Here is a 16,790-nt window from a genome sequence, read left to right as displayed (position 1 = left end):
ACCCGCACAAACCCACTCGGCACCATGTAGTCCGGCAGGTGCGCACTCACATGCGCGCGCAACGCGCCGGCCAGCGCGCCGCCATCCGGCCCGTTCGAAGCTGCTTCAGGCGCACACACCACATAGCCGACAAGGTGTTTATCGCCGCTGCGGTCCTCGCGCGCCACCACCACCGCCTCGCGCACCAAGGCATGCTCGCAAAGCCGCGCCGCGATCTCACCCGGCTCGATCCGGAAGCCGCGGATCTTCACCTGCTCGTCGTTGCGGCCCAAGAACTCCAGATTGCCGTCCGGCAGATAGCGCGCCAGATCCCCGGTCTTGTACAGCCGGTCGCCTGCCACAAAGGGGCTGGCGATGAACCGCGCCGCCGTCAGCTCCGGCCGGTTCAGATAGCCGCGCGCAACGCCGGCCCCGCCAATGTAAAGCTCACCCACCGCCCCGAACGGAACAGGCGCGCCATGACCGTCCAGAAGATACACCTGCGTGTTCGCGATTGGACGGCCAATCGTCTCAACGACAGCCTCTCCCCTCGGCATGCAAATCCAGGTCGAGTACGTCGTTGTCTCGGAAGGTGCGTACAGATTACAAAGCTTCTCGATCCGACTGCTCTCGAAGATCTTCTCGATCAGACCTGCCTTCAGCCGCTCACCCGCCAGATTGATGATGCTTGCCGAAGCCGGCACTGCGTTCTTGTCGAGCAGAGCGGCGAGCGCCGAAGGCACTGTGTTGATCAGCGTGACATCCAATGACGTTTGCGCCAGCGCCAGCGCATTGTCGACAACATACAGGGTGCCGCCTTGCGACAGCGGAACGAAGCACTCATAGACCGACAGGTCAAAACTGATCGAGGTGGAGAACAGCATGCGGCTGATCTCTGATTCCGCAAACACGGCACTGCTCCACTGCAGCAGGTTCACGGTGCTCGCATGCTCGACCATGACGCCCTTGGGGGTGCCTGATGATCCCGAGGTGTAGATCACATAGGCGAGGTGGCGTGAGCTCAGGCCGAGCGCGCGCGGGTCCGGATCGGAGGCCGGCAGGTTCGCCCAGGCCGGCGTTGCCGTGTCGAGATCCACCACCGTCCTATCGAGCAGCGCCTCGCAGCCCAGCGCGGCACGGCCGGCCGCATCAGCCAGCAAGAGCCGCGGCGCCGCATCCTCAAGAACCTGCTTGAGCCGCGCGCTCGGATAGGCCGGATCCAGCGGCAGATACGCCCCGCCCGCCTTCAGGATCGCCAAAAGCCCCACCACCATCGCCACGCTGCGCGCAAGGCAGATCGCCACCGGCTGATCCGGCCTCACCCCGAGCCCGGTCAGATGATGCGCCAGACGGTTGGCCCGCGCATTGAGCTCGCCATAGCTCACGCGCTCCTCCGCACAGACCACCGCCACCGCCTCCGGCGCCCTGGCTACCTGCGCCTCGAACAGCTCGTGGATGCACGCCTCCGACGGATACGCCGCCGCCGTCCGGTTCAGCTCCTCCAGCAGATACGCCCGCTCAGCGGCCGGCAGGATGTCCAGCTCGCGCACCGGCGTGTTCGGCGCCCGCTCCAGCGCCTCCGCCAGCTGCTCGAGCGTCCGCTGCATGTAGCCGCAGACCCGATCCGCTGAGACGCCTTCCGCCACCTGCGCCGTCACCCCGAGCGCCTCGCCAAAGTCCTCCACCGACAAGGTCAGCGGATAGTTGGTGCGCTCCTCCCCGCCCAGCCATTCCACGCCGGATAGCCCATCGTCCGCGCCGGCGCCGGAGATTGCCGCCGGCATGTTGTGGCGGTAGTTCAACAGCGAACTGAACAGCGGCGCCGGCGCCGCAACGCCGCTGCAGCGTTGCGCCAAGGCCAGCGAGGCATGTTCATGCGCCAGCAGCTCGGAAAGCCGGGCGTGCGTGGTCCGCACGCTCGCCTCGACCCCGCTTCCGTCCAGGTCAAGCCGCAGCGGCAGGGTGTTGATGAACAGCCCCATGGTGCGGTCGCCACCGGCGCCGCCATGCATGCGGCCGAACAGCACCGTGCCGAACACCACCTGCTCGCGGCCGCTGCTGCGCGCCACCACCTGGCCCCAGGCCAGATGGCACAGGCTCGCCAGGCTCACCCCAAGCCGCCGTGCCTGCACCCGCAGCCGCGCGTTGAGCGCCTGCGGCAGCATCCGCTGCGCCTCACGGGCCCCGCTGCCGTCGCCGTGGACCTCGCGCAAGCCAAACGGCGTGCTCGGCTCGTCGATGTCGGCCAGCATCGTCCGGAAGAACTCTTCGTGCGCCTTTGCATCAACGCCCAGCCGTGCCGCCGCCACCAGGTTGCGGAACGGCTGTGGTGCGCTCAGCTCATGCTCTCGTCCCTCCAGCACGGCCCGGACCTCGGCATGCATCACCTCCAGCGTCGTGTGATCCCCGATCAAATGGTGCTGCAGCTGCAGCAGCAGCCAGCGCGCGCCGCCCGCCTCGCGCGCGATCACAAACCGCAACAGCGGCGCCCGGCCAAGCTCGATACGCTGCCGGCGCGGATCAAACCTCAGCCGGAGCTCATCGGGGCCGGGACCATCACAGCCAGCCAGCGCGACCTCGCTCACCCCCAGTGGCGCATTGCGCCACACCACCTGGGCCGGGCGCGACAGGCCTTCCCAGACAAACGACGTCCTCAGGATATCGTGCCGGTCCACCACCCGCTGAACCGCACCAAGATAGCGCTCCAATAGCCCACGGTCGGCGAACGCCATCTGACTGACCAGCAGGTACGGATCGCCCTGGCCGGCCAACAGATGATGGAACAGGATGCCGTCCTGCAGCGGCGACAAGCCATAAATGTCCTGGATGTTGCCGGCCCCACCCGGCACCGTGGCGACGATCCGGTCGATCTCGCCCTGCGTAAGCTCGATCAGCGGCAGCATCTCTGGCGTGATCGCCGTACTCTGCTCGCTGATCAGGTTGGCCGGGACCGCCACCTCCTGATGGCTGCCAAGGCTCGCCGCCAGATCCGCCAGCACCGGCTTGGCGAACAGGGTGCGCACCTCGACCCCAAGCGACAGCCGCCGCAGCCGCTCCATCAGTTGCACCGCCAGCAGCGAGTGGCCGCCCAGTTCGAAGAAGTGGTCGTGCCGACCGACCCGCTCTAGCCCCAGAAGCTCCGCCCAGAGCGTTGCCAGCGCGGTCTCGATCTCGCCTTGCGGCGGCTCGTAGCTCCGCCGCGCATACGCCTCATCCTCCGGTGCCGGCAGCGCCTGGCGGTCCAGCTTGCCGTTCGGCGTCAAGGGCAGTGCCGCAACCCGCACAAACCCACTCGGCACCATGTAGTCCGGCAGGTGCGCACTCACATGCGCGCGCAACGCGCCGGCCAGCGCGCCGCCATCCGGCCCGTTCGAAGCTGCTTCAGGCGCACACACCACATAGCCGACAAGGTGTTTATCGCCGCTGCGGTCCTCGCGCGCCACCACCACCGCCTCGCGCACCAAGGCATGCTCGCAAAGCCGCGCCGCGATCTCACCCGGCTCGATCCGGAAGCCGCGGATCTTCACCTGCTCGTCGTTGCGGCCCAAGAACTCCAGATTGCCGTCCGGCAGATAGCGCGCCAGATCCCCGGTCTTGTACAGCCGGTCGCCTGCCACAAAGGGGCTGGCGATGAACCGCGCCGCCGTCAGCTCCGGCCGGTTCAGATAGCCGCGCGCAACGCCGGCCCCGCCGATGTAAAGCTCTCCCACCGCCCCGAACGGAACAGGCGCGCCATGACCGTCCAGAAGATACACCTGCGTGTTCGCGATTGGACGGCCAATCGTCTCAACGACAGCCTCTCCCCTCGGCATGCAAATCCAGGTCGAGTACGTCGTTGTCTCGGAAGGTGCGTACAGATTACAAAGCTTCTCGATCCGACTGCTCTCGAAGATCTTCTCGATCAGACCTGCCTTCAGCCGCTCACCCGCCAGATTGATGATGCTTGCCGAAGCCGGCACTGCGTTCTTGTCGAGCAGAGCGGCGAGCGCCGAAGGCACTGTGTTGATCAGCGTGACATCCAATGACGTTTGCGCCAGCGCCAGCGCATTGTCGACAACATACAGGGTGCCGCCTTGCGACAGCGGAACGAAGCACTCATAGACCGACAGGTCAAAACTGATCGAGGTGGAGAACAGCATGCGGCTGATCTCTGATTCCGCAAACACGGCACTGCTCCACTGCAGCAGGTTCACGGTGCTCGCATGCTCGACCATGACGCCCTTGGGGGTGCCTGATGATCCCGAGGTGTAGATCACATAGGCGAGGTGGCGTGAGCTCAGGCCGAGCGCGCGCGGGTCCGGATCGGAGGCCGGCAGGTTCGCCCAGGCCGGCGTTGCCGTGTCGAGGTCCACCACCGTCCTATCGAGCAGCGCCTCGCAGCCCAGCGCGGCACGGCCGGCCGCATCGGCCAGCACCAGCGGCGGCGCCGCGTCGTCGAGCACCTGGCGCAGCCGCGCCGACGGATAGGCCGGGTCCAGCGGCAGATACGCCCCGCCCGCCTTCAGGATCGCCAAAAGCCCCACCACCATCGCCACGCTGCGCGCAAGGCAGATCGCCACCGGCTGATCCGGCCTCACCCCGAGCCCGGTCAGATGATGCGCCAGACGGTTGGCCCGCGCATTGAGCTCGCCATAGCTCACGCGCTCCTCCGCACAGACCACCGCCACCGCCTCCGGCGCCCTGGCTACCTGCGCCTCGAACAGCTCGTGGATGCACGCCTCCGACGGATACGCCGCCGCCGTCCGGTTCAGCTCCTCCAGCAGATACGCCCGCTCAGCGGCCGGCAGGATGTCCAGCTCGCGCACCGGCGTGTTCGGCGCCCGCTCCAGCGCCTCCGCCAGCTGCTCGAGCGTCCGCTGCATGTAGCCGCAGACCCGATCCGCTGAGACGCCTTCCGCCACCTGCGCCGTCACCCCGAGCGCCTCGCCAAAGTCCTCCACCGACAAGGTCAGCGGATAGTTGGTGCGCTCCTCCCCGCCCAGCCATTCCACGCCGGATAGCCCATCGTCCGCTCCGGCGCCGGAGATTGCCGCCGGCATGTTGTGGCGGTAGTTCAACAGCGAACTGAACAGCGGCGCCGGCGCCGCAACGCCGCTGCAGCGTTGCGCCAAGGCCAGCGAGGCATGTTCATGCGCCAGCAGCTCGGAAAGCCGGGCGTGCGTGGTCCGCACGCTCGCCTCGACCCCGCTTCCGTCCAGGTCAAGCCGCAGCGGCAGGGTGTTGATGAACAGCCCCATGGTGCGGTCGCCACCGGCGCCGCCATGCATGCGGCCGAACAGCACCGTGCCGAACACCACCTGCTCGCGGCCGCTGCTGCGCGCCACCACCTGGCCCCAGGCCAGATGGCACAGGCTCGCCAGGCTCACCCCAAGCCGCCGTGCCTGCACCCGCAGCCGCGCGTTGAGCGCCTGCGGCAGCATCCGCTGCGCCTCACGGGCCCCGCTGCCGTCGCCGTGGACCTCGCGCAAGCCAAACGGCGTGCTCGGCTCGTCGATGTCGGCCAGCATCGTCCGGAAGAACTCTTCGTGCGCCTTTGCATCAACGCCCAGCCGTGCCGCCGCCACCAGGTTGCGGAACGGCTGTGGTGCGCTCAGCTCATGCTCTCGTCCCTCCAGCACGGCCCGGACCTCGGCATGCATCACCTCCAGCGTCGTGTGATCCCCGATCAAATGGTGCTGCAGCTGCAGCAGCAGCCAGCGCGCGCCGCCCGCCTCGCGCGCGATCACAAACCGCAACAGCGGCGCCCGGCCAAGCTCGATACGCTGCCGGCGCGGATCAAACCTCAGCCGGAGCTCATCGGGGCCGGGACCATCACAGCCAGCCAGCGCGACCTCGCTCACCCCCAGTGGCGCATTGCGCCACACCACCTGGGCCGGGCGCGACAGGCCTTCCCAGACAAACGACGTCCTCAGGATATCGTGCCGGTCCACCACCCGCTGAACCGCACCAAGATAGCGCTCCAATAGCCCACGGTCGGCGAACGCCATCTGACTGACCAGCAGGTACGGATCGCCCTGGCCGGCCAACAGATGATGGAACAGGATGCCGTCCTGCAGCGGCGACAAGCCATAAATGTCCTGGATGTTGCCGGCCCCACCCGGCACCGTGGCGACGATCCGGTCGATCTCGCCCTGCGTAAGCTCGATCAGCGGCAGCATCTCTGGCGTGATCGCCGTACTCTGCTCGCTGATCAGGTTGGCCGGGACCGCCACCTCCTGATGGCTGCCAAGGCTCGCCGCCAGATCCGCCAGCACCGGCTTGGCGAACAGGGTGCGCACCTCGACCCCAAGCGACAGCCGCCGCAGCCGCGCCATCAGTTGCACCGCCAGCAGCGAGTGGCCGCCCAGTTCGAAGAAGTGGTCGTGCCGACCGACCCGCTCTAGCCCCAGAAGCTCCGCCCAGAGCGTTGCCAGCGCGGTCTCGATCTCGCCTTGCGGCGGCTCGTAGCTCCGCCGCGCATACGCCTCATCCTCCGGTGCCGGCAGCGCCTGGCGGTCCAGCTTGCCGTTCGGCGTCAAGGGCAGTGCCGCAACCCGCACAAACCCACTCGGCACCATGTAGTCCGGCAGGTGCGCACTCACATGCGCGCGCAACGCGCCGGCCAGCGCGCCGCCATCCGGCCCGTTCGAAGCTGCTTCAGGCGCACACACCACATAGCCGACAAGGTGTTTATCGCCGCTGCGGTCCTCGCGCGCCACCACCACCGCCTCGCGCACCGCATGCTCGCAAAGCCGCGCCGCGATCTCACCCGGCTCGATCCGGAAGCCGCGGATCTTCACCTGCTCGTCGTTGCGGCCCAAGAACTCCAGATTGCCGTCCGGCAGATAGCGCGCCAGATCCCCGGTCTTGTACAGCCGGTCGCCTGCCACAAAGGGGCTGGCGATGAACCGCGCCGCCGTCAGCTCCGGCCGGTTCAGATAGCCGCGCGCAACGCCGGCCCCGCCGACATAGATTTCACCAATTGCTCCCAGCGGTACCGGCTGTAGCCGCTCGTCCAACAGATACGCCACCGAATTCCGAATTGGTCGGCCGAGCGGCACCCGGGTCTGGTCATCGAGATCGGGAGGCACAGGATAGCAGATACTGAAGGTGGTGTTCTCCGTCGGCCCGTAGCCATTTGAAATCCTCAGCGTCGGATGTCGCTTCTGACATGCTCTGATGGAAGCGACGGAGACCTCTTCGCCCCCGACCAGCAACTGCTGCAGCCGATCAGTGCTCCGCCCCTCCCCGACATAGACGTCAAACAACCGCGCAGTCATCCAGGCGATCGTGATGCCTCGGTCTCGGATGATCTGGGCCAGCGTTGCCGTGGAGAGGTAACGTCCAGGATAGAGCACAACCGTGGCGCCGTTTGCCAAGGCTCCCCAGACTTCGAACGCGGTCGCGTCGAATGTCGGCGAGGAGGCATTGAGAAAGACGTCCTGCGGCGAGATCTCGACGAAATCGTTCCCCGCTACTAGACGCACCGCTCCCCGATGTTCGACCATGACGCCCTTGGGGGTGCCTGATGATCCCGAGGTGTAGATCACATAGGCGAGGTGGCGTGAGCTCAGGCCGAGCGCGCGCGGGTCCGGATCGGAGGCCGGCAGGTTCGCCCAGGCCGGCGTTGCCGTGTCGAGGTCCACCACCGTCCTATCGAGCAGCGCCTCGCAGCCCAGCGCGGCACGGCCGGCCGCATCGGCCAGCACCAGCGGCGGCGCCGCGTCGTCGAGCACCTGGCGCAGCCGCGCCGACGGATAGGCCGGATCCAGCGGCAGATACGCGCCCCCCGCCTTGAGGATCGCCAAAAGCCCCACCACCATCGCCGGACTGCGCGCAAGGCAGATCGCCACCGGCTGATCCGGCCTCACCCCGAGCCCGGTCAGATGATGCGCCAGACGGTTGGCCCGCGCATTGAGCTCGCCATAGCTCACGCGCTCCTCCGCACAGACCACCGCCACCGCCTCCGGCGCCCTGGCTACCTGCGCCTCAAACAGCTCGTGGATGCACTTGTCCGACGGATACGCCGCCGCCGTCCGGTTCAGCTCCTCCAGCAGATACGCCCGCTCAGCGGCCGGCAGGATGTCCAGCTCGCGCACCGGCGTGTTCGGCGCCCGCTCCAGCGCCTCCGCCAGCTGCTCGAGCGTCCGCTGCATGTAGCCGCAGACCCGATCCGCTGAGACGCCTTCCGCCACCTGCGCCGTCAGCCCGAGCGCCTCGCCAAAGTCCTCCACCGACAAGGTCAGCGGATAGTTGGTGCGCTCCTCCCCGCCCAGCCATTCCACGCCGGATAGCCCATCGTCCGCTCCGGCGCCGGAGATTGCCGCCGGCATGTTGTGGCGGTAGTTCAACAGCGAACTGAACAGCGGCGCCGGCGCCGCAACGCCGCTGCAGCGTTGCGCCAAGGCCAGCGAGGCATGTTCATGCGCCAGCAGCTCGGAAAGCCGGGCGTGCGTGGTCCGCACGCTCGCCTCGACCCCGCTTCCGTCCAGGTCAAGCCGCAGCGGCAGGGTGTTGATGAACAGCCCCATGGTGCGGTCGCCACCGGCGCCGCCATGCATGCGGCCGAACAGCACCGTGCCGAACACCACCTGCTCGCGGCCGCTGCTGCGCGCCACCACCTGGCCCCAGGCCAGATGGCACAGGCTCGCCAGGCTCACCCCAAGCCGCCGTGCCTGCACCCGCAGCCGCGCGTTGAGCGCCTGCGGCAGCATCCGCTGCGCCTCACGGGCCCCGCTGCCGTCGCCGTGGACCTCGCGCAAGCCAAACGGCGTGCTCGGCTCGTCGATGTCGGCCAGCATCGTCCGGAAGAACTCTTCGTGCGCCTTTGCATCAACGCCCAGCCGTGCCGCCGCCACCAGGTTGCGGAACGGCTGTGGTGCGCTCAGCTCATGCTCTCGTCCCTCCAGCACGGCCCGGACCTCGGCATGCATCACCTCCAGCGTCGTGTGATCCCCGATCAAATGGTGCTGCAGCTGCAGCAGCAGCCAGCGCGCGCCGCCCGCCTCGCGCGCGATCACAAACCGCAACAGCGGCGCCCGGCCAAGCTCGATACGCTGCCGGCGCGGATCAAACCTCAGCCGGAGCTCATCGGGGCCGGGACCATCACAGCCAGCCAGCGCGACCTCGCTCACCCCCAGTGGCGCATTGCGCCACACCACCTGGGCCGGGCGCGACAGGCCTTCCCAGACAAACGACGTCCTCAGGATATCGTGCCGGTCCACCACCCGCTGAACCGCACCAAGATAGCGCTCCAATAGCCCACGGTCGGCGAACGCCATCTGACTGACCAGCAGGTACGGATCGCCCTGGCCGGCCAACAGATGATGGAACAGGATGCCGTCCTGCAGCGGCGACAAGCCATAAATGTCCTGGATGTTGCCGGCCCCACCCGGCACCGTGGCGACGATCCGGTCGATCTCGCCCTGCGTAAGCTCGATCAGCGGCAGCATCTCTGGCGTGATCGCCGTACTCTGCTCGCTGATCAGGTTGGCCGGGACCGCCACCTCCTGATGGCTGCCAAGGCTCGCCGCCAGATCCGCCAGCACCGGCTTGGCGAACAGGGTGCGCACCTCGACCCCAAGCGACAGCCGCCGCAGCCGCTCCATCAGTTGCACCGCCAGCAGCGAGTGGCCGCCCAGTTCGAAGAAGTGGTCGTGCCGACCGACCCGCTCTAGCCCCAGAAGCTCCGCCCAGAGCGTTGCCAGCGCGGTCTCGATCTCGCCTTGCGGCGGCTCGTAGCTCCGCCGCGCATACGCCTCATCCTCCGGTGCCGGCAGCGCCTGGCGGTCCAGCTTGCCGTTCGGCGTCAAGGGCAGTGCCGCAACCCGCACAAACCCACTCGGCACCATGTAGTCCGGCAGGTGCGCACTCACATGCGCGCGCAACGCGCCGGCCAGCGCGCCGCCATCCGGCCCGTTCGAAGCTGCTTCAGGCGCACACCACATAGCCGACAAGGTGTTTATCGCCGCTGCGGTCCTCGCGCGCCACCACCACCGCCTCGCGCACCAAGGCATGCTCGCAAAGCCGCGCCGCGATCTCACCCGGCTCGATCCGGAAGCCGCGGATCTTCACCTGCTCGTCGTTGCGGCCCAAGAACTCCAGATTGCCGTCCGGCAGATAGCGCGCCAGATCCCCGGTCTTGTACAGCCGGTCGCCTGCCACAAAGGGGCTGGCGATGAACCGCGCCGCCGTCAGCTCCGGCCGGTTCAGATAGCCGCGCGCAACGCCGGCCCCGCCAATGTAAAGCTCACCCACCGCCCCGAACGGAACAGGCGCGCCATGACCGTCCAGAAGATACACCTGCGTGTTCGCGATTGGACGGCCAATCGTCTCAACGACAGCCTCTCCCCTCGGCATGCAAATCCAGGTCGAGTACGTCGTTGTCTCGGAAGGTGCGTACAGATTACAAAGCTTCTCGATCCGACTGCTCTCGAAGATCTTCTCGATCAGACCTGCCTTCAGCCGCTCACCCGCCAGATTGATGATGCTTGCCGAAGCCGGCACTGCGTTCTTGTCGAGCAGAGCGGCGAGCGCCGAAGGCACTGTGTTGATCAGCGTGACATCCAATGACGTTTGCGCCAGCGCCAGCGCATTGTCGACAACATACAGGGTGCCGCCTTGCGACAGCGGAACGAAGCACTCATAGACCGACAGGTCAAAACTGATCGAGGTGGAGAACAGCATGCGGCTGATCTCTGATTCCGCAAACACGGCACTGCTCCACTGCAGCAGGTTCACGGTGCTCGCATGCTCGACCATGACGCCCTTGGGGGTGCCTGATGATCCCGAGGTGTAGATCACATAGGCGAGGTGGCGTGAGCTCAGGCCGAGCGCGCGCGGGTCCGGATCGGAGGCCGGCAGGTTCGCCCAGGCCGGCGTTGCCGTGTCGAGGTCCACCACCGTCCTATCGAGCAGCGCCTCGCAGCCCAGCGCGGCACGGCCGGCCGCATCGGCCAGCACCAGCGGCGGCGCCGCGTCGTCGAGCACCTGGCGCAGCCGCGCCGACGGATAGGCCGGGTCCAGCGGCAGATACGCCCCGCCCGCCTTCAGGATCGCCAAAAGCCCCACCACCATCGCCACGCTGCGCGCAAGGCAGATCGCCACCGGCTGATCCGGCCTCACCCCGAGCCCGGTCAGATGATGCGCCAGACGGTTGGCCCGCGCATTGAGCTCGCCATAGCTCACGCGCTCCTCCGCACAGACCACCGCCACCGCCTCCGGCGCCCTGGCTACCTGCGCCTCGAACAGCTCGTGGATGCACGCCTCCGACGGATACGCCGCCGCCGTCCGGTTCAGCTCCTCCAGCAGATACGCCCGCTCAGCGGCCGGCAGGATGTCCAGCTCCCGCACCGGCGTGTTCGGCGCCCGCTCCAGCGCCTCCGCCAGCTGCTCGAGCGTCCGCTGCATGTAGCCGCAGACCCGATCCGCTGAGACGCCTTCCGCCACCTGCGCCGTCACCCCGAGCGCCTCGCCAAAGTCCTCCACCGACAAGGTCAGCGGATAGTTGGTGCGCTCCTCCCCGCCCAGCCATTCCACGCCGGATAGCCCATCGTCCGCTCCGGCGCCGGAGATTGCCGCCGGCATGTTGTGGCGGTAGTTCAACAGCGAACTGAACAGCGGCGCCGGCGCCGCAACGCCGCTGCAGCGTTGCGCCAAGGCCAGCGAGGCATGTTCATGCGCCAGCAGCTCGGAAAGCCGGGCGTGCGTGGTCCGCACGCTCGCCTCGACCCCGCTTCCGTCCAGGTCAAGCCGCAGCGGCAGGGTGTTGATGAACAGCCCCATGGTGCGGTCGCCACCGGCGCCGCCATGCATGCGGCCGAACAGCACCGTGCCGAACACCACCTGCTCGCGGCCGCTGCTGCGCGCCACCACCTGGCCCCAGGCCAGATGGCACAGGCTCGCCAGGCTCACCCCAAGCCGCCGTGCCTGCACCCGCAGCCGCGCGTTGAGCGCCTGCGGCAGCATCCGCTGCGCCTCACGGGCCCCGCTGCCGTCGCCGTGGACCTCGCGCAAGCCAAACGGCGTGCTCGGCTCGTCGATGTCGGCCAGCATCGTCCGGAAGAACTCTTCGTGCGCCTTTGCATCAACGCCCAGCCGTGCCGCCGCCACCAGGTTGCGGAACGGCTGTGGTGCGCTCAGCTCATGCTCTCGTCCCTCCAGCACGGCCCGGACCTCGGCATGCATCACCTCCAGCGTCGTGTGATCCCCGATCAAATGGTGCTGCAGCTGCAGCAGCAGCCAGCGCGCGCCGCCCGCCTCGCGCGCGATCACAAACCGCAACAGCGGCGCCCGGCCAAGCTCGATACGCTGCCGGCGCGGATCAAACCTCAGCCGGAGCTCATCGGGGCCGGGACCATCACAGCCAGCCAGCGCGACCTCGCTCACCCCCAGTGGCGCATTGCGCCACACCACCTGGGCCGGGCGCGACAGGCCTTCCCAGACAAACGACGTCCTCAGGATATCGTGCCGGTCCACCACCCGCTGAACCGCACCAAGATAGCGCTCCAATAGCCCACGGTCGGCGAACGCCATCTGACTGACCAGCAGGTACGGATCGCCCTGGCCGGCCAACAGATGATGGAACAGGATGCCGTCCTGCAGCGGCGACAAGCCATAAATGTCCTGGATGTTGCCGGCCCCACCCGGCACCGTGGCGACGATCCGGTCGATCTCGCCCTGCGTAAGCTCGATCAGCGGCAGCATCTCTGGCGTGATCGCCGTACTCTGCTCGCTGATCAGGTTGGCCGGGACCGCCACCTCCTGATGGCTGCCAAGGCTCGCCGCCAGATCCGCCAGCACCGGCTTGGCGAACAGGGTGCGCACCTCGACCCCAAGCGACAGCCGCCGCAGCCGCGCCATCAGTTGCACCGCCAGCAGCGAGTGGCCGCCCAGTTCGAAGAAGTGGTCGTGCCGCCCGACCCGCTCTAGCCCCAGAAGCTCCGCCCAGAGCGTTGCCAGCGCGGTCTCGATCTCGCCTTGCGGCGGCTCGTAGCTCCGCCGCGCATACGCCTCATCCTCCGGTGCCGGCAGCGCCTGGCGGTCCAGCTTGCCGTTCGGCGTCAAGGGCAGTGCCGCAACCCGCACAAACCCACTCGGCACCATGTAGTCCGGCAGGTGCGCACTCACATGCGCGCGCAACGCGCCGGCCAGCGCGCCGCCATCCGGCCCGTTCGAAGCTGCTTCAGGCGCACACACCACATAGCCGACAAGGTGTTTATCGCCGCTGCGGTCCTCGCGCGCCACCACCACCGCCTCGCGCACCAAGGCATGCTCGCAAAGCCGCGCCGCGATCTCACCCGGCTCGATCCGGAAGCCGCGGATCTTCACCTGCTCGTCGTTGCGGCCCAAGAACTCCAGATTGCCGTCCGGCAGATAGCGCGCCAGATCCCCGGTCTTGTACAGCCGGTCGCCTGCCACAAAGGGGCTGGCGATGAACCGCGCCGCCGTCAGCTCCGGCCGGTTCAGATAGCCGCGCGCAACGCCGGCCCCGCCGATGTAAAGCTCTCCCACCGCCCCGAACGGAACAGGCGCGCCATGACCGTCCAGAAGATACACCTGCGTGTTCGCGATTGGACGGCCAATCGTCTCAACGACAGCCTCTCCCCTCGGCATGCAAATCCAGGTCGAGTACGTCGTTGTCTCGGAAGGTGCGTACAGATTACAAAGCTTCTCGATCCGACTGCTCTCGAAGATCTTCTCGATCAGACCTGCCTTCAGCCGCTCACCCGCCAGATTGATGATGCTTGCCGAAGCCGGCACTGCGTTCTTGTCGAGCAGAGCGGCGAGCGCCGAAGGCACTGTGTTGATCAGCGTGACATCCAATGACGTTTGCGCCAGCGCCAGCGCATTGTCGACAACATACAGGGTGCCGCCTTGCGACAGCGGAACGAAGCACTCATAGACCGACAGGTCAAAACTGATCGAGGTGGAGAACAGCATGCGGCTGATCTCTGATTCCGCAAACACGGCACTGCTCCACTGCAGCAGGTTCACGGTGCTCGCATGCTCGACCATGACGCCCTTGGGGGTGCCTGATGATCCCGAGGTGTAGATCACATAGGCGAGGTGGCGTGAGCTCAGGCCGAGCGCGCGCGGGTCCGGATCGGAGGCCGGCAGGTTCGCCCAGGCCGGCGTTGCCGTGTCGAGGTCCACCACCGTCCTATCGAGCAGCGCCTCGCAGCCCAGCGCGGCACGGCCGGCCGCATCGGCCAGCACCAGCGGCGGCGCCGCGTCGTCGAGCACCTGGCGCAGCCGCGCCGACGGATAGGCCGGATCCAGCGGCAGATACGCGCCCCCCGCCTTGAGGATCGCCAAAAGCCCCACCACCATCGCCGGACTGCGCGCAAGGCAGATCGCCACCGGCTGATCCGGCCTCACCCCGAGCCCGGTCAGATGATGCGCCAGACGGTTGGCCCGCGCATTGAGCTCGCCATAGCTCACGCGCTCCTCCGCACAGACCACCGCCTCCGCCTCCGGCGCCCTGGCTACCTGCGCCTCGAACAGCTCGTGGATGCACTTGTCCGACGGATACGCCGCCGCCGTCCGGTTCAGCTCCTCCAGCAGATACGCCCGCTCAGCGGCCGGCAGCAGCCCAATCCGGCTCACCGGCTGCTCTGCATCGGCAACCATCGCCCGCAGCAGCGCCAGCAGATAACCGCACTGCCGCTCAATGCTCGCTTGATCGAACAGCGCGGTCGCATAGCCCAGCATTCCGGCGATGACCTCGCCATGCTCGCTTAAGTTCAGCTCCAGATCAAACTTGACCTGATCGTACCCATTCCCCACCATCTCCACCATCAGCCCGGGAAGATCGAAGGATCCACCGGCGTTGTTCCCCAGGCCAGCATCACCTGGAACACCGGCGTGTGATCAAGACGCCGGGGCGGCTGCACAATCTCCACCACCTGCTCAAACGGCAGGTCCTGATGCTCCTGCGCCGCCAAGGCCGTGCGCCGCGTCCGCTCCAACAGCTCCGCCACGCTCGGCTCGCCCGACAGGTCGAGGCGAAGTGCCAGGGTGTTGACGAAGAAGCCAATCAGCTCTTCGATCTCACGGCGACCGCGATTGGCAGTCGGCACCCCGATCACGATGTCGTCCTGCCCCGATAGACGCGACAGCACCGCCGCCCACGCCGCCAACACCGTCGTGAACAAGGTCGTGCCATGCTGCCGGCTCAGCCGCCTCAAGCCCCGCGTCAGATCTGCATCGATCACGACAGGCACACTGGCTCCGGCAAAGGACTGTTGCGCCGGCCGCGGCCGGTCCGTTGGCAACGCCAGGCGCGCCGGCGCGCCAGACAGGGTGTTGCGCCAATACTGCGCCTGGTTCGAGAGCCGCTCGCCCGAGAGCCACTGCCGCTGCCAGGCGGCATAGTCCGGATACTGGATCGCAAGCGGCGGCAGCGGATCGTCTTGTCCGGCCTCAAACGCCCGGTACAGCTGACTGAGTTCACGCGCCAACACGCCCAGCGACCAGCCATCCGAGACAATGTGATGCTGGGTCAGCAGGAAGACGTGCTCCTCGTCCGACAGCCGGATCAGCCGGCCGCGGATCAGCGGGCCGCGCGCCAGAGCGAACGGCGTGCGCGCCTCTTCCTGGCACAAATCCAAAAGCGCCTCGTCTGCATCCGGCATACCCTGCAGATCGTGCTCTATGACCGGCAGCCCCGCATCCGGCGGCAGAACCTCAACCGAGGGCTTGCCCTCCGAGGCGACAAAGATGCTGCGCAGCGCCTCATGACGCGCCAACACACGGTCAAGGCTGCGCTGCCAGGCGCTGCGGTCGAGCACGCCGCGCAGCCGCCACGCCAACGGCATGTGATAGGTCGTGCTGGTCTCATCCAGCTGCGCCAAAAACCACAGCCGCTGCTGCGCAAACGACAGCACCAGGGGCGCTTCGCGCGACCCGCCGACCATCGCCGGCAGGTGTTGCGGACCGGAGCGGCTCAACTCCTCCACGATGCTCACCGCCAGATCGGCTAGCACCGGTTTGGCAAACAACGTCCTCAGCGGCAGCTCTACACCCAGCGCCTGCGACAGCCGGCTCAACAGCCGCACCGCCAGCAGCGAGTGGCCGCCCAGTTCGAAGAAGTGGTCGTGCCGACCGACCCGCTCTAGCCCCAGAAGCTCCGCCCAGAGCGTTGCCAGCGCGGTCTCGATCTCGCCTTGCGGCGGCTCGTAGCTCCGCCGCGCATACGCCTCATCCTCCGGTGCCGGCAGCGCCTGGCGGTCCAGCTTGCCGTTCGGCGTCAAGGGCAGTGCCGCAACCCGCACAAACCCACTCGGCACCATGTAGTCCGGCAGGTGCGCACTCACATGCGCGCGCAACGCGCCGGCCAGCGCGCCGCCATCCGGCCCGTTCGAAGCTGCTTCAGGCGCACACACCACATAGCCGACAAGGTGTTTATCGCCGCTGCGGTCCTCGCGCGCCACCACCACCGCCTCGCGCACCAAGGCATGCTCGCAAAGCCGCGCCGCGATCTCACCCGGCTCGATCCGGAAGCCGCGGATCTTCACCTGCTCGTCGTTGCGGCCCAAGAACTCCAGATTGCCGTCCGGCAGATAGCGCGCCAGATCCCCGGTCTTGTACAGCCGGTCGCCTGCCACAAAGGGGCTGGCGATGAACCGCGCCGCCGTCAGCTCCGGCCGGTTCAGATAGCCGCGCGCAACGCCGGCCCCGCCGATGTAAAGCTCTCCCACCGCCCCGAACGGAACAGGCGCGCCATGACCGTCCAGAAGATACACCTGCGTGTTCGCGATTGGACGGCCAATATGCGGCACAGCGTTGTCGCTGAAGAGCCGTCCTAGGTCGCCACGACCGTCACTTCGGTA

Annotated in this window: 2 protein-coding genes and 3 pseudogenes; all 5 read right to left on the bottom strand. The window is 67.5% G+C overall.

Translation table 11 applies throughout. From position 1 onward, the window contains the following. Positions 1-11: 11 nt before the first annotated feature. Positions 12-3,080 (bottom strand): annotated as a pseudogene (locus NLN62_RS51600) (amino acid adenylation domain-containing protein); the annotation flags it as partial. Between the two features lie 186 nt (positions 3,081-3,266). Next, positions 3,267-6,335, bottom strand: a pseudogene (locus tag NLN62_RS51595) (amino acid adenylation domain-containing protein); the annotation flags it as partial. Between the two features lie 186 nt (positions 6,336-6,521). Then, positions 6,522-9,800: pseudogene (locus tag NLN62_RS51590) on the bottom strand (amino acid adenylation domain-containing protein); the annotation flags it as partial. Between the two features lie 88 nt (positions 9,801-9,888). After that, positions 9,889-14,748 (bottom strand): non-ribosomal peptide synthetase, encoded by a 4,860-nt coding sequence (locus tag NLN62_RS51585; protein ID WP_254114328.1) that lies wholly within the window; start codon positions 14,746-14,748, stop codon positions 9,889-9,891. A gap of 8 nt (positions 14,749-14,756) precedes the next feature. After that, the gene (locus NLN62_RS51580; protein ID WP_254114327.1) at positions 14,757-16,703 is read right to left on the bottom strand and encodes a condensation domain-containing protein; all 1,947 of its coding nucleotides are present in this window, start codon (positions 16,701-16,703) and stop codon (positions 14,757-14,759) included. Between the last annotated feature and the right edge of the window lie 87 nt (positions 16,704-16,790).

It is taken from the genome of Bradyrhizobium sp. CCGUVB23, from assembly GCF_024199885.1.
Taxonomy (GTDB): Bacteria; Pseudomonadota; Alphaproteobacteria; order Rhizobiales; family Xanthobacteraceae; genus Bradyrhizobium.
Note: the sequence above shows the minus strand (reverse complement) of the source record. Positions and strands in the feature narration are given on the sequence as shown.

What these genes read in the sequence shown, in the direction of transcription:
- NLN62_RS51585 (WP_254114328.1), bottom strand. Translation starts at nt 14,748, where the DNA reads ATGGTGGGGAATGGGTACGATCAGGTCAAGTTTGATCTGGAGCTGAAC.